General features: G+C 41.3%; 15 protein-coding genes and 1 tRNA gene. 11 read left to right on the forward strand and 5 right to left on the reverse strand.

Annotation, left to right across the window (positions count from 1 at the left end):
- Window positions 1-10: 10 nt before the first annotated feature.
- The gene (locus tag QUB80_RS31585) at window positions 11-1138 is read right to left on the reverse strand and encodes a glycoside hydrolase family 3 N-terminal domain-containing protein (RefSeq protein ID WP_289793410.1); all 1128 of its coding nucleotides are present in this window, start codon (window positions 1136-1138) and stop codon (window positions 11-13) included.
- Between the two features lie 564 nt (window positions 1139-1702).
- Between QUB80_RS31585 and QUB80_RS31590 the strand changes: the two genes are divergently transcribed.
- The 5 genes from QUB80_RS31590 (at window position 1703) to QUB80_RS31610 (ending at window position 7204) form a co-directional block, all read left to right on the forward strand.
- Window positions 1703-2590, forward strand: a complete 888-nt coding sequence (locus QUB80_RS31590) for a PhzF family phenazine biosynthesis protein (protein WP_289793411.1) — start codon at window positions 1703-1705, stop codon at window positions 2588-2590.
- Window positions 2591-2811: 221 nt separating this feature from the next.
- Window positions 2812-4275 (forward strand): 15-cis-phytoene desaturase, encoded by a 1464-nt coding sequence (gene pds / locus QUB80_RS31595; protein ID WP_289793412.1) that lies wholly within the window; start codon window positions 2812-2814, stop codon window positions 4273-4275.
- Window positions 4259-5191, forward strand: coding sequence for a 15-cis-phytoene synthase CrtB (gene crtB / locus QUB80_RS31600; protein WP_289793413.1), 933 nt, complete (start codon window positions 4259-4261; stop codon window positions 5189-5191). Before pds ends, crtB begins: the two co-directional genes overlap by 17 nt.
- A 169-nt stretch (window positions 5192-5360) precedes the next feature.
- Window positions 5361-5452: transfer RNA gene (locus tag QUB80_RS31605), tRNA-Ser, on the forward strand.
- Window positions 5453-5869: 417 nt separating this feature from the next.
- On the forward strand, window positions 5870-7204 hold the full coding sequence (locus QUB80_RS31610) for an ABC transporter substrate-binding protein (protein ID WP_289793414.1): 1335 nt from the start codon (window positions 5870-5872) through the stop codon (window positions 7202-7204).
- Window positions 7205-7322: 118 nt separating this feature from the next.
- Here QUB80_RS31610 and QUB80_RS31615 read toward each other — a convergent pair whose 3' ends face one another.
- Window positions 7323-8075, reverse strand: coding sequence for a hypothetical protein (locus QUB80_RS31615; RefSeq protein ID WP_289793415.1), 753 nt, complete (start codon window positions 8073-8075; stop codon window positions 7323-7325).
- A 776-nt stretch (window positions 8076-8851) separates the two neighbouring features.
- On the opposite strand from QUB80_RS31615, the gene QUB80_RS31620 reads away from it, so the two are divergent.
- The 3 genes from QUB80_RS31620 (at window position 8852) to QUB80_RS31630 (ending at window position 12167) form a co-directional block, all read left to right on the forward strand.
- Entirely contained in the window at window positions 8852-11419 is a 2568-nt protein-coding gene (locus QUB80_RS31620) for a tetratricopeptide repeat protein (RefSeq protein ID WP_289793416.1), read from the forward strand.
- A 109-nt stretch (window positions 11420-11528) separates the two neighbouring features.
- Entirely contained in the window at window positions 11529-11762 is a 234-nt protein-coding gene (locus QUB80_RS31625) for a hypothetical protein (RefSeq protein ID WP_289793417.1), read from the forward strand.
- A gap of 6 nt (window positions 11763-11768) precedes the next feature.
- Window positions 11769-12167 carry a type II toxin-antitoxin system VapC family toxin gene (locus tag QUB80_RS31630; protein ID WP_289793418.1) on the forward strand — a complete coding sequence of 133 codons (399 nt, stop codon included), beginning with the start codon at window positions 11769-11771 and terminating at the stop codon, window positions 12165-12167.
- Between the two features lie 11 nt (window positions 12168-12178).
- Here QUB80_RS31630 and QUB80_RS31635 read toward each other — a convergent pair whose 3' ends face one another.
- Entirely contained in the window at window positions 12179-13576 is a 1398-nt protein-coding gene (locus QUB80_RS31635; protein ID WP_289793419.1) for a hypothetical protein, read from the reverse strand.
- 158 nt (window positions 13577-13734) lie between these two features.
- Here QUB80_RS31635 and QUB80_RS31640 point away from each other — a divergent pair, with 158 nt between their 5' ends.
- A complete protein-coding gene (locus QUB80_RS31640) occupies window positions 13735-14340 on the forward strand; it encodes a Uma2 family endonuclease (RefSeq protein ID WP_289793420.1) in 606 nt (201 codons plus the stop codon).
- Between the two features lie 133 nt (window positions 14341-14473).
- On the opposite strand, the gene QUB80_RS31645 is transcribed toward QUB80_RS31640, so the two are convergent.
- Entirely contained in the window at window positions 14474-14701 is a 228-nt protein-coding gene (locus QUB80_RS31645) for a type II toxin-antitoxin system Phd/YefM family antitoxin (protein ID WP_289793421.1), read from the reverse strand.
- A gap of 138 nt (window positions 14702-14839) precedes the next feature.
- Here QUB80_RS31645 and QUB80_RS31650 point away from each other — a divergent pair, with 138 nt between their 5' ends.
- Together QUB80_RS31650 and QUB80_RS31655 are read left to right on the forward strand one after the other, a co-directional pair.
- Window positions 14840-15847, forward strand: coding sequence for a zinc-dependent alcohol dehydrogenase family protein (locus QUB80_RS31650; protein ID WP_289793422.1), 1008 nt, complete (start codon window positions 14840-14842; stop codon window positions 15845-15847).
- A gap of 102 nt (window positions 15848-15949) precedes the next feature.
- The gene (locus QUB80_RS31655; RefSeq protein WP_502875343.1) at window positions 15950-18100 is read left to right on the forward strand and encodes a pentapeptide repeat-containing protein; all 2151 of its coding nucleotides are present in this window, start codon (window positions 15950-15952) and stop codon (window positions 18098-18100) included.
- 46 nt (window positions 18101-18146) lie between these two features.
- On the opposite strand, the gene QUB80_RS31660 is transcribed toward QUB80_RS31655, so the two are convergent.
- A complete protein-coding gene (locus QUB80_RS31660) occupies window positions 18147-18737 on the reverse strand; it encodes a helix-turn-helix domain-containing protein (RefSeq protein ID WP_289793424.1) in 591 nt (196 codons plus the stop codon).
- Window positions 18738-18865 lie beyond the last annotated feature (128 nt).

Raw genomic sequence — 18865 nt, forward strand, 5'->3', positions numbered from 1 at the left:
TTTGGGATGGCTACGAACTCTGCCCAACAACATTTTCTGTCACCACAGCCTTGTGGAAAGAACAAGCGATCGCCAATTCCGCATGACGCATAAGTGTATCTTTGTCAAGGGAAGACACCAAATACTGCGGAGTTATTGCCAAGAGGCTATCAATTCGCATTCTGGCTGCTTCGACAATCCGTTCTTCAAGGCTACCGTTACTCAAAGAATTGATAAAATCTTGAGCGATGGCAAAGGTGCGTTCTAACGAAGATGAAGGCAGGTTGCGGGAGACAATGAACAAATCACAGCCTGCGTTAAATGTCCGCGCCACAGTTCCACTTTTGGTATACATATCTGAGACAGCCTTCATATCCAAATCGTCAGACACGATTACACCCCCAAACCCAAGCTCCTCTCTGAGTATGCCGTTGAGAATTGGTTGCGAGAGTGTTGCTGGCACATCAGGATCTATATTGGGAAATAAAATGTGGGCAGTCATAATCATTGGTACTTGCTCATCAATGAGAACTTTGAACGGGATTAGTTCTCGTTCTCGCAATTCTTCTATAGTTAAATTCAGTGTTGGCAGTTCCAAGTGAGAGTCTGTGCTAGTGTCTCCATGTCCAGGAAAATGTTTGGCACAGCCGATAATTCCTGACTCGTGCAATCCCAGATAGTAGTCACGCGCTCCAGTTGCCGCAGTTTCAGGAGTAGTGCCAAATGCACGAGGCCCTATAATCGGGTTATTGGGATTGGAAAAGATATCTGCCACTGGCGCCCAAGATACATTGATTCCCAATGATTTCAGTTCAACTGCTGCTGCTGTTGCGACTTCACGCGATCGCCCTCCCAACAAAAAAGCATGGGGAAATCGAGTGATCGGTAAATAAGGACGATGAACATTACCTCCTTCGTGATCAATAGTTATAAACATTGAGTCACGTTCGGCGTACTGGCGAATTTGATCAATCAGATTCTGATAAATCAGCAGCCAATCTTCATAATGGCTGCCATAACGAAAGTTTTTAGCATATAAAACAACCCCTACAGGCTTTAATTCGTTTAATATACGTTTATCATCATCATTTAAAGTAGTACCAGAAATACCCACAATCAGGTGATGTCCAAAGCTTTGAATAGCTTCTGATCCTGCCATTATGCGCTCCTTATAGCTAATACTGATAAAAATAAGGTTTTTCCCAGTTAATATCTAAAATTATGCAATTTTTATATGAAAGATAAATAAAGCAAGCGGAAATTAATTTAAACACTCACAAATTCTTCAGCTTGCAAATTCAAAATTTACTATCAGCCTCAATAAGCTTGTTTTTCTCAGCTTCTTTAAATGTATTGGTTTAGTGTTACAAATTATTTAATATTATAATTTTTGTAAATTTTTGCTAATTCATTAGAGCCAAATCTCAGAAATTTATTGAATTAATCTATATATTTAATAAGGTAAAAATCAATTCATGATCTTATCTACTTCATAAAACTTTATAAAAATAAGTTTATGTATTAAACATAGTATACCTTAAGCTAGATGCATAAAAATAAATTTTAAAATGTCATTCTAAAAAATAAGTTTTTCTCAAACATCTAGATTTATTGAGTAATTACTAATAACTTTATAAACCTAAATTTTTTATAAAAGGTATAAATTATCTACGAACTAGATGCAAAAATCTGTTGGTTAATAAAGACCAAGATAATTTTTTAAATGAGTAGTCTTAATTTTTACATAGTTGATGTATTTGCTGAGACAAAATATACTGGTAATCAGTTAGCTGTATTTACTAATGCAGCTAACTTGACCTCAGAGCAAATGCAGCTCATCGCCAAAGAAATAAATTATTCAGAGACAACGTTTTTGACCTCACCTCAGCAAATATCTGGTGGATATAACGTCCGTATATTTACTCCTGAGCAGGAACTCCCTTTCGCTGGACACCCAACATTAGGTACAGCCTATATTCTTCAAAGGGAGATTATTAAATATCCTGTGCCGAAAATTTTATTAAATTTAAAAGTTGGACAAATACCTGTCACCGTTAATTATATTGATGCTTTTATTGAATGTATGTGGATGAAGCAAAAAGAGCCAACTTTTCACCAGGTATTAGATGCACAAACGATTGCTGAAGTACTGAATATTCTGCCAGATGAGATAGATTTGCGTTTTCCAATTCAAGAAGTTTCGACTGGAGTGCCGTTTATTATTGTTCCTCTCAAAACTTTGGAATCATTGAAAAGAACTAAAGTCAATCAAGATAAATATTTTGAGATAATAAGTACCACAGATGCTAAATGTATTCTTGTTTTTTGTCCAGAAACTTATCATCCTATTAATCAACTCAATGTGCGAGTTTTTTGTGATTATTTAGGCATACCAGAAGATCCTGCAACTGGTAGTGCAAATGGATGCTTGGCTGGATATTTAGTTGAATACTCTTACTTTGGCAAACAAAAAATCAGTGTACGAGTTGAACAAGGGTATGAAATCAAAAGGCCTTCTTCGCTACTACTGGAAGCAGAAAAAAAAGATACAGCCATAGAGGTGAATGTGGGAGGAAAGGTAGTTATGGTTGCCACAGGTGAGTTTGTATAAACAGGCTGGAAGCAGACGAAGATAGGTAGTAAGTAACTGTATAAACTGTGTCCCACTCAGTATGCATGAAATTTTTTGCTCATTTTGTATAGCTGCTAACAGCCCTCCGCATTCCTCCGCATTTTTTATAATCACCTATCATCGACTGCAAATGTAACGGTTTGCAAAGTATAATGAGTACGGCAAAACCATTAAGAAATATTGAAGAGCAGTAAGGTTAAATGCGAGTAGCGATCGCCGGAGCAGGACTAGCAGGACTTTCCTGTGCTAAATATCTCACAGATGCAGGTTATACACCCATTGTCTTGGAAAGTCGGGACGTACTGGGGGGTTTAGTAGCAGCTTGGCAGGATAAAGACGGCGACTGGTATGAAACTGGGCTGCACGTCTTTTTTGGGGCTTACCCCAATATGTTGCAGCTACTTAAAGAACTGGGTATTGAAGACCGTTTGCAGTGGAAAGAGCACACAATGATCTTCAACCAACCCGAAAAACCAGGCACTTACAGTAGATTTGATTTTCCGAATTTGCCAGCGCCTTTAAATGGCATTGTGGCAATTTTGCGAAACAACGATATGCTCTCTTGGGGTGAAAAAATCCAGCTAGCAAAAGGATTAGTTCCAGCTATGCTCCGGGGGCAAAAGTATGTTGAGTCAACAGACCAATACACTTTTTCACAATGGTTAAAGCTACAAGGTGTAAAGGACGAGGTACAACAAGATATTTTTATTGCTGCCTCAAAGTCACTTAACTTTATCAACCCCGACGAAATATCGGCTGTAGTACTATTGACAGCTCTAAGTCACTTCCTCCAAGAAAAACATGGCTCTAAAATGGCTTTTTTGGATGGTTCTCCAATAGAGCGATTGTGCCAACCACTGGTAGATTATATTACAGAACGTGGAGGGGAAGTACGGTTAAACACGCCTTTGAAAGAAATTTTACTTAACGAAGACGGAACAGTGAAGGGATTTTTGATCCGGGGGTTAAATGGCGCACCAGATGAAGTGTTGACTGCTGATGTTTATGTCTCGGCTATGCCCGTAGATGTGATGAAGGTAATGTTACCAGTCCCTTGGCAGCAAAATCAGTTCTTCCAAAAGCTAGAAGGGTTAGAAGGCGTACCCGTGATAAACTTGCAGTTGTGGTTTGACCGCAAGCTTACAGATATAGACCAGTTGCTATTCTCGCGTTCACCTCTACTCAGCGTTTATGCTGATATGAGTAATACCTGTCGTGGATACGCCGATCCAGATCGCTCGATGCTGGAATTGGTGTTGGCTCCGGCAGAAAATTGGATTGCAAAATCCGATGAGGAGATTTTGCAGGCAACCCTTGCCGAGTTGCAGAAACTCTTCCCTGTCCATTTTAGTGGAGACAATCCAGCCAAATTATTGAAATATCACATAGTCAAAACGCCGCGCTCAGTTTACAAAGCAACCCCTGGTCGCCAACAGTACCGTCCTTCCCAGCAAACTCCGATTAGCAACTTCTATCTGAGTGGTAGTTACACAATGCAACCTTATCTCGGTAGTATGGAAGGTGCCGTACTTTCCGGTAAGCTGACAGCACAAGCGATCTCTGCGAGAAGCCCTGCGGGCGTCTACGCTGAAGCAGACTCGGCGGCAAATTCAAAAGAGCAAACGCAAACCCCTCAGCCTGCAACGAATGCTGCAACTGCCTGATTCCCCTCCGCGCATGAAACTGCCGGTCTCTGTGGAAGAGTCCTATCAACTTTGCCGTAAAATCACAGCAAAGTATGCCAAAACATTTTATCTTGGCACTTTGTTGATGACCAAAGCAAAGCGTCCTGCTATTTGGGCCATTTATGCTTGGTGTCGTCGTACAGACGAGCTAGTGGATGGCCCAGCAGCTGCTGTTACTACACCAGAAACTTTAGACAAATGGGAGCAGCAACTGGAATCCATTTTTGCGGGATACCCCATAGATAGTTTTGATGTAGCCTTAGTGGATACCCTCCAGCGCTTTCCGATGGATATCCAGCCTTTTCGGGATATGATCACAGGACAGCGCATGGACTTATACCGCAGCCGCTACGAAAATTTTGAAGAGCTATACCTTTACTGTTATCGCGTCGCTGGTACGGTAGGATTAATGTCAACGGCTGTGATGGGAGTAGATACCCAGCAAAATACTGCCCCTTGGAATTACTATCAACCAGCTTATATACCTACCGAGGAAGCGATCGCCTTAGGAATTGCCAGCCAACTTACTAACATTCTCCGAGATGTAGGTGAGGACGCTCGACGAGGGCGAATTTATATTCCCCAAGCGGATTTGGCACAATTCAACTACACTGAACAAGATTTGTTAAAAGGTGTGGTTGATGAGCGCTGGCGTTCTTTAATGCGCTTCCAAATTGACCGCACGCGCCAATTCTACAGCAAGGCAGAAAAGGGTATTAGTCATTTATCTCCTGATGCCCGATTGCCTGTATGGGCAGCTCTAATGCACTATAGTAAAATTTTGGAGAAAATAGAGCGCAACGACTACAATGTTTTCGACCGACGCGCCTGCGTGCCGCAGTGGCAAAAATTACGTAGCTTGCCAATAGCTTGGTTGCGATCGCAAGCGCTATAGAGTGTAGTCATTTGTCATTTGTCATTTGTTAGAGACGCGCCATGGCGCGTCTGTACATAGTCATTAGTAAATAAGCTGGTATGACCAGTGACCAATGACAATGACTCATAAAGCCTAATAACTATTGACTAGCACCTGAGAATTTGCTAATATTTTTATTCGTGACCCTGGAGAGATGGCTGAGTGGTCGAAAGCGGCAGATTGCTAATCTGTTGTACGGTTCGTAAGGCCGTACCGAGGGTTCGAATCCCTCTCTCTCCGTCTAGTGAAGACGCGATACACATCGCGTCTTTATTTTTTTGAGAAAATTTTGTATGGAGGAGCTGGAAGTTTAACAAGTACAGCTTTTCATAAATTATTTAGTAAAGAAAACATAAATAAATATTACTTTTTTAATGCCCCATTCTGTGTTACAGAGGTGAATTTATATTCTGAAGTTTTCTCTATTTATGGATGTTTACAGATGAACGGGATACAAAACTTAGTCTCAAAGTATAAGACTTAGACCTGTTTGACTGCTGAGTTCTAAATTCTGTTGTATTTCGACTCTGCTGGCAAATATCTTACCTTCTTTTACTCCGTAAGGAGGATGTTATTATTTATATGCTTTTAAGGCATTAAGTTTGAATCTGCCTCTAAGATGATCAAACAATAGGCATAAATTCAGGATATATGCATATGAAAAAGAATATTGGTGCCTTTGCTCTAACTTTAACTACATTACTCACAGGTTTTTTAGTATCAGCTTGTGAAACTACTACTTCCAATACCACATCTAACAATGGCGGTAGTGCGACTCCAGCAGGTTCAACTACCACAGCAGCTGGTAGCACTCAAGGATTAAAAATTGGTTCACTTTTACCAACAACAGGTGATTTAGCAGCGATCGGACAGCAGATGGTGCAGTCTGTTCCTTTACTTGTAAATACTGTCAACGCTTGTGGCGGTGTAAATGGGCAACCCATAACTCTGGTACAAGTAGATGATCAAACTGATCCCAGGGCTGGTGCTGCGGGTATGCAAAAATTGGCAACCTTGGATAAAGTTGCAGGTGTAGTTGGTTCCTTTGCCAGCAGCGTCTCTACTGCTGCTGTCTCCATAGCTGTACCCAATAAAGTTATGCTGATTTCTCCTGGTAGTACTAGCCCCGTATTTACCGAAAAAGCAACAAAAGGAGGCTTTAAAAAAGACAACGTCAGCTACTGGGCGCGTACTGCTCCTCCAGATACCTATCAAGCACAAGCTTTAGCTCAACTTGCCAATAAAAGAGGTTTTAAACAAGTTGCCACAGTTGTGATTAATAACGACTACGGTGTGGGCTTTGAAAAAGCATTTGTGCAGGCATTTGAAAAATTAGGAGGAACTGTAGTAAATAAAAATAGACCTGTTCGCTACGATCCCAAAGCTACTACTTTTGATACTGAAGCCCAAGCAGCATTTGCAGGTAAGCCAGATGCAGTGCTAGGCGTTTTTTACGAAGAAACAGGCAGTCTGTTTCTTAAATCAGCCTACCAACAAGGGCTGACTCAAGGAGTGCAGATGATGCTCACTGATGGTGTGAAGTCAGACACGTTCCCGACTAGAGTCGGTAAAACATCTGATGGTAAATATATTACTACTGGATCGATAGGTACAGTACCTGGTTCCAATGGTAAAGGGTTAGAAGCTTTTAACAAACTTTGGCAATCAAAAAGAGCAGCGCCACCAGCACCATATACTCCCCATGGATGGGATGCGGCAGCCTTATTAGTTTTATCAGCTCAAGCAGCGAAGGAAAACACGGGTGTGGGAATTGCCAGCAAACTCCGTGATGTTGCCAATGCTCCTGGCGTAGAAGTGAGCGATGTTTGCGAAGGCTTGAAATTGCTGAGAGAAGGTAAAGATATTAACTATCAAGGAGCTAGCGGTAATGTGGATATTGATGAAAACGGTGATGTCGTAGGTGTTTATGATGTTTGGACAATAGGTGACGATGGCAAAATTAAGACAATTGATCAGGTAACTCCTAAGTAGGAATTAGGAAGAGCACCAGACGCGGTGACGCGGAGAAAGGGAGACGCGGAGAAACTTTTATTTACGTTCTCCTTGTCTTCTTGTCCCGTGTCTCCTAGCCCCTAGCTTCTAGTCCCTATTAAATGCCAAAACCTCCAAAATTATAACCAACACCTATCGACAGACCGATGTCAGTTTCATCAAAAAATGCTGCGTTTACAGCCGCATTTGCCGTAAATTGGGAATTTAGTGGTACATCTACACCACCAGATAAAAGTAGAGAAACTTGAGAGTCACCGCCAGTTTTAATTGCAGCGCCAGCACCAACGTAGGGAGCAATTGGTAATGCTTCACTAAGTGGATCTCCTAGCTGTTGAAAAGAAAAGTCATAGCTGACAGGTATTAAGAATACTGTGTTATCTCCAAGTACTGCTGATGGTCGTACAGAAAAGGCTCTGGTAAATCCAATTTTACTGATAATCATAAAATTACCATCGCCTAAAGCTGAATCACCACCACTTAAACCAATATTTGCTGCTACGCCAATATAGCTAGAACCTCCGCGAGTTGTTGTACCTATACCAATATCTGCTTGAGCCACATTGGGAGCAGCTGTTTGGGAAGTTGATTGTGAATTCTGGGGAGCAAGGGCAGCCGATGAAGTTTCCACAGTGCCAGGAGTAGGTATGACTATGGAACTGACTGTTTCGTGTGCAGAATTGGATACCGCTTGAGTGTTTGCCTGTACTTCAGTTTCCGAAACTTGGGTTAACTGCTGAGTGCCAATGGTATCTAAATTTTCAGCAACCGCAGGCATTCCACCACCTAAAACTGCCACTGCGGTTAAACTCAGCACACCAAAAGCTGTTTTATGAAAAACAATAGTATTCACGTTCACTCCTCAAAGGATATTACCTCAATAAATAGCGAGCCTTATGGTTTTTCAACCATCCTTTGCCAATATTTAACATTTAAACTTAAAAAAAAAATTCTCACATCCTTAGTTTCAACGTAGTACTAACGTTTGGGGAGCAAAAACTTCAAAAATATATCGTTGGTTTGACGGATGACAAACTTTTGTAAAAATGCAATGTACTTATCCTATACAATTAAGTTAGTTAGGTAATCAGGCTGAAATCTTTGACAAAACCCGTTTGCTGAACCTCTGGTGAAATACTCACATTTAATTGAGTGTCAGTGGATGACATAAAAGTGCTTAGTTGTTAAGAAAATGAACTTAAAAATAGAGCAATCCAAGCCATCGCTAAAGAATTATTCTTGTATTTGGGAACGGTTTGTAGAATGAACGCACCTATCTAGCTATAGATGCGACGAGGAGCGATCGCTCTCAAGCAGTTTACAAACAGCAACTCAAAAGCAGCTTTTTTGCTTCCCCTAAGACTAAAGCACAAAGCAAGGGAAATTTCACAAGCAGTTATATTTACATAACGTTAACTCTTTGTTCTTTTAGTTGTGAGATACTATTCTAGTAACTCCTCAAAAGTTAAAAAAGAATGTAAAACTCAATTAAACTTTGTTTGGCTTAAATCTTCAAGTCATCGAGTAGCTGATTGAGAATTGAATCAAAACTATGAGAGATTAGTTAATGTTCTCTCTTTGGTACTTATACCTTAAATTACTGCCGTAGTAAGACTTGTGTGGTGATACATGCAACAAAGGCGGATTAGACAAACTCCTCCTTCTACTTTTCCCTTTGAGATCGTTAAACCAAATGGAAATGTTCTGTCTGTAATTTTTAATACAGATTGCAACGATCCCGTCGCAGATTTTCGCATTCCTTATCAAATGCGACTAGCTGATCGCAATATTCGACGAGAATTAGAAAAGAATTTAGAAGAATTTCGCTGGCTTTTGATTGTCGGGCGAACAGGATTAGGAAAAACAAGAGAAGCGGCTGAATTAGCACAGCTTTACAATCGAGAAGGTTGGACAATTTTATGGCTCACATCAGCCAAATGGATAGATGAGCCAACCCAAGAAGAACTTGAAAAAATAGGGGCTAATCGCAAGTTACTGTTTTTTGTTGATAATCTTGAGCAAAGAATGGATAGCCCAACAGAAGCGGAATTTGAGTTAGCTCCGGCGATCGTGCCAATACAGGAGCGACTCTTGCGAGTTTTAGAGGCTTACGAACAGTTGTGCGGGCAAGCAAATATACGAGTGATTGCCACTGCCGACAATGAGAAAGAATCCGAAATTCCAAGTGAATTAGGTAAGTGGGATCAATTCCTAGAGCAGTGTTGGCAACGGTTTGGAGTTTATGAATTACCAGAGCCGGAAAATGCAGCAATTGTTCAGTTGTTGAGTGATATTGTCTGTCAAACTCAAATAAAAGTTAATGAGGAAGATTATCCGGCGATCGCCCAGAAAAATGACGGTACTTTCACAAATGTAGTTGAGAATCTGCGTTTATTGAGAAATCAGGGCTTACCTTTAACTTCTGATAATTATATTGAATCTTGCCAAAGTATCTGGGAAAAGCGCTATACAAATGCAATCAAAAAATACCCCGCGAGCCAATATATTTACGATGCCATAGATTTATTACGCCAATTTGATATTTCGCTGGAGCGATGCATTGTAGAACGAACTTCTATACTGATGGTGCGGGGAAATTTCTTGCAGCAATCATGGCAGCGCCGACAAATTCATCAGGCTCTAAATTATCTGATTGAAACTCAACACATCCTCAGCCCCCGCAAGGAACAAATTGAAGCCAAGGGCTCCAAGGTAGAAGCAAAAGAATATATACGTCCTTTATCTCGGTTAGTTTGGCAACTGGCAGACAAATATCCCCAAAAAATGTTGAGCTCGCTCTTTAATTTTGGCTGGCGTCTGTCAATTTTAAATTATCCGAAAGAGGCCTTGATCTGCTTCAACAAACTGATTTCCTTCATCCCCGAAATCTCTGATATATGGTTTTACGCGGGTGCAGCTTTGCATAATTTGGGCTACTACGAAGAAGCATTTGCCTGTTACGATAAAGTTTTGGCAATCAAGCCGAATGATTATTATGCTTGGCATAATCGAGGGAATGCGCTGTACTTTTTAGGGCGTTATGAGCAAGCAGTTGTTTCCTACGACAAAGCACTCTCATTCAAACCTAAGTCTGATCAAGCTTGGTATGGGCGGGGTTTAGCACTCAGGAACCTGGGGCGTTGCGAGGAAGCAGTTGCTTCCTACGACAAAGCACTCTCACTTAAACCTGAGTCTGATCAAGCTTGGTACAGCCGAGGTGTAGCCTTCGAGGAATTAAAGGATTATCAGCAGGCGATCGCCTCCTATGACAAAGCACTCTCCATCAAGCCCAACTTGGAGCGAGCTTGGAACAATCGAGGCAATGCACTGTACTTCTTAGGGCGCTATGAGGAAGCAGCTATCTCTTATCACAAAGTCTTAGAAATCAAACCTGAAGATTACCAAGTCTGGTATAGCCGCAGTGTCGCATTAGTAGATTTAGGGCGTTACGAAGAAGCAGTAGCTTGCTGCAATCAAGCACTCTCGATTAAGCCTAACTATGAGCAAGCCTATTATAACCGGGGTAATGCGTTGTACTTTTTGGGGCGCTATGAGGAAGCAGTTGCCTCCTACGATAAAGCATTAATTATCAAGCCCGACTTGGAGCAAGCTTGGAATAATCGGGGTAATGCACTGTTTGGCTTGGGATTTTATAAAGAAGCGATCGCCTCCTGTGACAAAGCGCTCTCAATTAAGCCTAATTTAGAGCAAGCCTGGTATTGCCGTGGTAATGCTCTGTATTTTCTGGGTTCCTACGAAGAGGCAGTTACATCCTACGATAAAGTCTTAGAAATCAAACTCGACTTAGATGAGCAAGGCTGGTACAACTGTGGTAATGCCTTGTACTTCTTGGGGCGTTATCAGGAAGCAGTTATATCCTACAACAAAGTGTTGGCAATTAAACCCGACAATGAACAAGCTTGGAACAACAGAGGTAATGCGCTGTACTTTTTGGGGCAATACGAGGAGGCACTTGTCAGCTTTAATAAAGCTATAGAACTTTCTCCTGATTCCTTTGGCGCTCATTACAATAAAGCTTGCTGCTATGCCTTGCAAGAAAATGTAGACTTGACGCTGGAGAATTTAAAAGAAGCTATTAACCTTAATCCTGAATGTCTAGAGATGGTAAAAACCGACTCTGATTTTGAAAGAATTCTCAAAGATGAGCGGTTTAAGACATTGACTGCTAATGGCTAAGGTAGCGATCGCCTTTCATGGCAGCAAAACTCTCTAATGCTTAAGTTATAAGACTACTGCTGTAACTATTTGTGAGTGTAGCTACTGTCTAATGAATTCAGTATAAATTATGTTTCAATCCATAGAAGGAGTTTACAAGCACGGTAAGATAGAACTTTCTGAATTACCATCAGACATATCAGAAAGCCGTGTGATTGTAACTTTTTTAGAATCAAAAAACAATAAACCAAAAAAGCAAATAATGCAGTTTGGTATGTTTTTTGGAGAAAAACAATCAACGGAAGAGGACTTTCAAATTGCTGAATTTCATGGGGATATCGAGGATGAACTAGACTGGTCATAGGCAATTATGAAGTATGTCATCGATACTCATGCACTAATCTGGTTTCTTGAAGGGAATTCACGATTAGGTGCAAATGCCAACGCTATTCTTTCTAACCCCGATTCTCAATTAGTTATCCCTGCAATTACATTAGCTGAGGCTGTTTGGATTGTTGCAAGAGGAAGAACATCTATTCCTTCTGCGAAAGATTTATTTTCAGCAGTTGAAGCTGATCCCCGCGTGTTAATTTATCCACTTGATAAAGATGTAATTGAAACAACTATGAGCTTATCCGCTATTAATGAAATGCATGATAGGCAAATTACTGCGACTGCAATAGTTTTAGCAAGCAAAGGTGAAATAGTGCAGTTATTAACGTGCGATCGCAATATAACTGCATCAGCTTTAGTTCCAGTTATTTGGTAATTTTATTAATCTTACCTATCCTGTGGCTGTAGCTTATGCCAACCATACCAGTGACGAACCGCTAGCCAAATAGCTGAAAGTAATCCTGCTAGACTCAAGGTAAGCCCACTATACGGTACTAATAATCCAAACACAGGCAGCACTGCCCCAGCAATAGTACAAATAACGGCTGCGAGGGAAGCATGACGGCTTGATCCCAAACCCCACGTTAATGTTAGCAAGATCAGTGAAATCAAAGTCCAAGCTAACTGCGGATTCATGACGCGGCTCATATAAGTTAAAGCCAGCAAACAAGCAAATAATATGCCACCAGCAACAGCTACATTTTTCAAATTCATCGGCAGTGACAAGTACAACAACAGCATCCACCACAGAAATAATGCTGGCGCTAACAGTAATAGCCGGGGAAGAATGCCTGTGTGACGGATGGGGTTAGTATTTGTAAATACGCCAAAAGGATTTTTAACTGCAACATTGTCATCAAATGTCCAAGTAAATCTGGTGCTTTGTCCCTCGCCTGCAATTTCATTTGGTACAATGCCACTGGCAAAATCTGCTCCTGGAAAATTGGCTGTTGCCACTAGACGAAAGTTTTTGAGCAACTGCCCTTCAGCACTATATACCCAGCGCGATCCTCCTTGAGCTTTATAGGTGAGTCGAAAGTTCGTTTCTTCCCCTGGTTGCAAGCGGAAGGGAAAGCCGTAGTCACCCGGATTAATTTGTTGCAACTTTTTACCAGACTGCTCAATTTGATAGCCAGCAAGCAAAGAGTAGCCGTTGGGCGGTGGAGCTTCAAAGAAAAAACTATTAATATCCTGAAGCTGATTAATTACTTTATAGTCAGCAGCATAATCTACGCGATATACAGCGCGGCGATTTTGAACATCTGGAGTTTGCTCGATTTTTACCTGAATTTGCGAACCAGCCAGCGTTAAGTAGCGGTTTTCTTCTCGCGTCTCATTTACCTTGACTAGCTTGTTATTAACTTGAGTCGTGTAGGTGTATGGTACTTTAACTACATAGCGTACTTGCGGCGCAACTTGTTCTAGCCTGTCACCAGCGACACTTTCTGCTACCTGGGCTACCCTCGCTTGTTCCCAATGATGATATCGATTGCTCAAAGTAGAACAAAGAAAAAATCCAGCCACCAGCAAAACTAATAACAAAAATAAATGTTGCAATCCTCGTAGTAGTTGAGAGTAACGAATTGCCCATTCGTCTATGAAAATCGCTTCTTCTGGTTGATTGCGACGCAGAGAAAAGTTGATGAGAGCGATCGCTACTCCCAAAGCAATAACTAAAAATACTAGTAACAGGGAAGCTTTAAGAGCGTGAGTTCCAAATTGGAGGAGTTCAGTAGGATGCGTAATGTCAGGTATTTCTGGGATACCTTGGGCTGGTTCAGACATAAGGGAAATTTCGGAGAATTTGGAGAAGCAGACAGATAAAGTGTCTTAAAAGTTTCTTGGCAGACATCACATTTACGAAACGCATTTTGTGGAACTGGTGCTTTCCTATCGGTTAGAGACTTTAAGATGAGAACATATAATTTTAGGAGATTAGCTTAATGACATATATCTCCCAAAAAACCTTCACCAAAGAAGATTTTCTCTCTCAATACCGAGATAATCCCCGCTATGAGCTGGCAGACGGAGAACTAATCGACATGGAACCAACTGGCCCTCACGAAACGGTGAGTGGCAAACTTGCAACCCAAATTGGTATATACCTTGTTGCAGAAAAACTCCCTTGGTTTATTCCTCGTACTTGTTTAATTTACCCCTTCGCGGATGCAGCCACAGTTCGTCGTCCTGATGTTGTGGTTCTTGATGAAACCGTTCTCGACCGTGAACCCCTTTGGGAGCGAGAACCCGTAATTACGTTGGGACGCTCAATTAAACTGGTGGTTGAAGTTGTTAGTACTAATTGGGAAACTGATTATGCTCGCAAAGTTGAAGAATATGCGCTTTTTGGCATTCCTGAATATTGGATTGTAGACTATAAAGGATTGGGTGGAGTCGCATTTATTGGTAAACCGAAACAACCTACCTTCACTGTCTGTCAACTAGTTGAAGATATGTATATTCAACAACAATATCGATTAAATCAATTAATTAACTCACCACTTTTGCCGCGTCTTCATCTTCGCCTAGATGATATTCTTCCTCGTTGATTGTATTCATGTTGAGGTGCGATCGCGTAGCGGCGATTGATCTATCACCTCAATTAACCGCACCACCAAAAGTATGATCGCAGAGAAATCCCCCAGTGATTTTTTCTGGGGTTAAGTACCTGAACAAAATTCATTACAAATTCTCTGTGCTGTTCCACGTTCCCTTGGCTCCAACCGTAACTTTAAAAGAGCGATCGCCAAGTATAGACAAAGTTTCCAATAGAGATTCATATTGCTCAAAGCTCAGTGCTGCCATCACTGGCTTACCGTGCTTGGTAATGATTACTGGCTCATCCTTTAACTCATCCGGCAAATTCAGCAGATGTTGCCTAGCTTCTGTAATAGTTAAGTACTTTGGCATATCAGTAAGTGTACATTAATATGTACATTTATTATAGTTGGATTTATCTTTCGTATCTTTGCGATTCAAATTTAAAAAAGCGATCGCTCTCTTCCTTTGCGGTAAATTGACAAATGCAAGCACGCAGAGGAACAAGTCATGAAAGCAGTATTAATGACAGCAGCTGGCAATCCGGAAGTTCTACAAGTGCAGGAAGTGACAAATCCCGGTGTTCCTGTTGGCGAAACTGAACTTTTGGTACGTTTAAAAGCAGCAGGGGTTAACCCCATTGACACCAAACTTCGCAAGCGCGGCACTTTCTACCCCGATCGCATCCCTGCCATTTTAGGGTGTGATGGTGCGGGTGTAGTTGAGGCAGTAGGTGCTGGCGTGCAAAAGTTTCGCGTCGGTGATGAAGTTTATTTTTGTAATGGTGGCTTGGGCGCACACCAAGGTAATTATGCTGAATTTACAACCGTCGATGAGCGATTTGTTGCCCGCAAACCCGCATCTATATCTTTTGCGGAAGCGGCAGCCGCACCTTTAGTATTAATCACTGCTTGGGAAGCTTTATACGAGCGGGGAAGACTCGAACCAGGCGAGCGAGTATTAATTCATGCTGGTGCTGGCGGTGTCGGTCATGTGGCAATTCAGCTTGCTAAACTTAAAGGTGCTCATGTCTGCACCACAGTAAGTTCCCAAGACAAAGCAAATTTTGTCAAACAACTCGGTGCTGACTACCCCATTTTGTACAAACAAACAGATTTTGTTCAAGCTGCTTTAAATTGGAGTGATGGTGAAGGTGTAGATTTAGCTTTTGATACCGTCGGCGGAGAAACTTTTCACAAAACCTTCCCAGCAGTGCGGGTGTATGGCGATATTGTGACGATTTTAGAACCAGATGCCAATACAGTTTGGAAAGCTGCCAGATTGCGCAATCTCCGCATTGGTTTGGAATTAATGCTCACACCGATGTTGCAAGAAATGGTGGAAGCACAACAGCACCAAGCCGAGATTCTAGCAGAGTGTGCGAAATATATTGATGCAGGCAAGTTAAAAATTCAAGTTAGCCACAGCTTACCACTACAAGAAGCAGCCAAAGCTCATGAATTACTTGAAAGTGGTTCGATGACGGGTAAAATTGTTTTGCTGATTGGCGAGGAGTGATTGAATAGATTTTTTTTTCAAACGCAAAGGAACGCAAAGGAAAGCGCGGAGGAACGCAAAGGCAGAACTCTGCGTTTAACCTCTGCGTGCCTCTGCGTTTCGATAATTATTTTCTGTAGCCTTATCTTTCTTCCCCTACCTGTTTGGAGCGCACCTGCACAACCAGAACGCACGCCCTTAACTTTAGAATTATTACAAGAACGAGTACGCACGCCCACAATCCGCGAAGGCAATTTGACTGTAGATTTGCGGCAGATGGTGATAGATTTACGCCCAGAAAATTCTGTCTTTCGTGACGCTTTTTACCAAATGCTGCGTAAAGAACTGCAAAAGGCTGGTTCTAAGCCTTTGGGTTTAGACTTGAGTTTTTCTCTGATTCAAGGAGATTTTATTGGTAGTGATTTGGGGTTGAGAACTCCGCTTTATGCCCAAGCGATCGCTCCTATTTTTACTGCCGCAGAGCAAGAACAACTTGAACGTTTGCGTGTGGTTTGTTTGCAGTCTTTTACCTTGGCGTTTCCCACCTCTAAAGATTGCCGATCGCTTTTGGCAACTCCCCCAGCTGCATCTAGTGAAATCAGTGTTTTCCGTGGCTCGGTAGTGTTAGAGCAAACGCATTTTACTGGGGCTGTGCAGTTTGCCAATACGTTTTTTCTTCAACCTGTAAATGCTACAGGTACTATTTTCAGCCAAGAAGCGAATTGGATAGAAACGCGATTTAGTCGTGGTGTGAGCTTTGTAAATGCCACTTTTCGGCGCGAGAGTCAGTGGCAGAGTAGTATCTTTTTTGATAAAAGTAATTTTAAACAAAGCCAGTTTCAGGAAAATGTTTATTTTCAAAATAGTATCTTTGCAGACACTGCCAATTTTAACCAAGCAACTTTTAAACAGTTAGCAAAGTTTAATCGCGCCCAGTGGCAAGGAAATGCAGATTTTTCTGGTGTGCGCTTTGTCAATTCAGCCCAGTTTACCAAAGCTAATTTCAATCAGTTCTTGTTTTTAACAGAAGCTGCTTTTGAGCAAGCTGTGACTTTCCGGGAAGCCCAGTTTAATCAATCTGTAAATCTGCGAGGTGCTAGCATTCTCAATCAAGCAGATTTTAGCGATGCCGAATTTGCTCAAGAAGCTTTTTTAAATGTCTCTGGAATCGCTTTTAACTCTAATCAAGCCAAAATATTAGGCAATCCTGGTCAAATTGGTGAAAAGCTAGTAGTATCAACTTTACAAGGCAATCAAAATGTCTTGCGGAATTTGGGGCAAAATTTTCGCCAGTTACAGCAAATTGCTGATGCCAATCAACTGGAGTATACAAAACAGCGATTGCGATTGGCACAGTTAAACTACCTTTTGGCTGGTGCAAATATTAATAGTGCTTCCAAAAAACGTTTGATTAATCTTGGTTTTTCACCAACCCAAGCAGAAGCGATCGCCCGCCGTAGAGTGATACAACCGTTTCGCAAACAAAGCGAGCTACTCACTCTTACAGATTTTGATCTAGAAACATATACGCAACTAAGTTCCCGGATTGTTGTTGGTGAACCTCTCTCTTTTGGTAAGTGGTTGTTACAAGCTTGGCATTGGCTAACATTGAGTTTACTGCTGCTGCTTTCTGGCTACGGAACGGATTTTTACTTGGTATTTGGTGTCGGCTTGATTGCGATCGCCTATTTCGGCATCCTATTTTGGCTAGTTGATCGTTGTCGTCGCCTACATCCTGTACCAGTTTTACCTACAGTCTCCGAAACTATAGCAATGCTAACTAGTTTTAGCCTGTTAACAGTGTTTGGTATCTTTGCCATTTTTCGCACTGCCGAACAACCTTGGCTCACACTGGGTTGTTTGACAGCGATTATTGTTCCCGTGCCAGCAATTTTGTTGCTCCGCCTATATCAACAAGGGCGCTATCATGACTTAATGGATGTTTCCTATTTCACAGAAGACGGTAGTATGCGCCAATTAAGATTGCTAATTGGACGCTTGCCAGTCATACCCCGGTTTGAAATATTTCGCGATCGCTATCTGCCACTGTTGTGGAATCGTCGTTGGAATTGGCTAAACTACTATGACTTTAGCCTCAACAACTTACTGAAAACCGGATTTAATGACGTTCGCCTGCGAGATCAGCATCTTCCAGGCATCATCACTACATTGGCTTGGTTCCAGTGGAGTTTAGGTATACTTTACATTACCCTAGCTTTATGGACTCTTTCCCGCACCATTCCAGGATTGAACTTGCTAATTTATTTAAAATGATGGCTCAAATTCACCACCAAGCATGAAAATACCTGTTCCCTATTCCTTATTTGAGATACCCCCAAAGTCTTTCCATCAAATTAACATCCAGAGAATTTTGTAACTGCTTATTTTCAGTACATAAGTTATTATCAACTGGAAAAATCAGGCGATCGCGATCACAAAAAGTTTTTTTAAAACCTTTTAGTTTTCGCCTTTTTTGTTTACGGTTATGAAGATATGTCATTTTCAGTTTTACTTGCAATTTGTAAACGGTTACATCTTGCGCTTGCACTCCGAAAATGCTATCAAACCATTGTTGTAATTGGTTATACCTTTGAATTTTTCCCTCTGACTGTTTAATTTGTTTATTAGAGTTTTCAACTGTACAATTCAATATTTTCCCTACTTTCAATAGACTATTTTGAGACTTTATTACTAAGGTAATTCCTCCCTCTTGGTAGTCTGCCAACCACCTTTGGATTGTGGATCTGTCTCTGCCGAGTATCTTTGCTATTGCCTTCACACTCATACCCTCTGTTTTGATCAGGTAAAGTGCTTGAATGCGTTCTTTGAGTCGCAGATTTTTCTGTTGGCGCAACAGCACCTCTAATGTCTCTGCACTCTCATTTATTTGAACTTGGGTAACACATACCATTATTTTTCACTCATGCAATCTCTTCTACCATTTACCGTTTACCTTTTTTCAAAGTGGTATGGTAGTTCATTTTTTTGAAAAAATGTCTTGGAATCGTTGACACGAATATTATTAAATTTGAGACAAGA

Origin of the sequence: Chlorogloeopsis sp. ULAP01, assembly GCF_030381805.1 — a bacterium.
Taxonomy (GTDB): Bacteria; Cyanobacteriota; Cyanobacteriia; order Cyanobacteriales; family Nostocaceae; genus Chlorogloeopsis.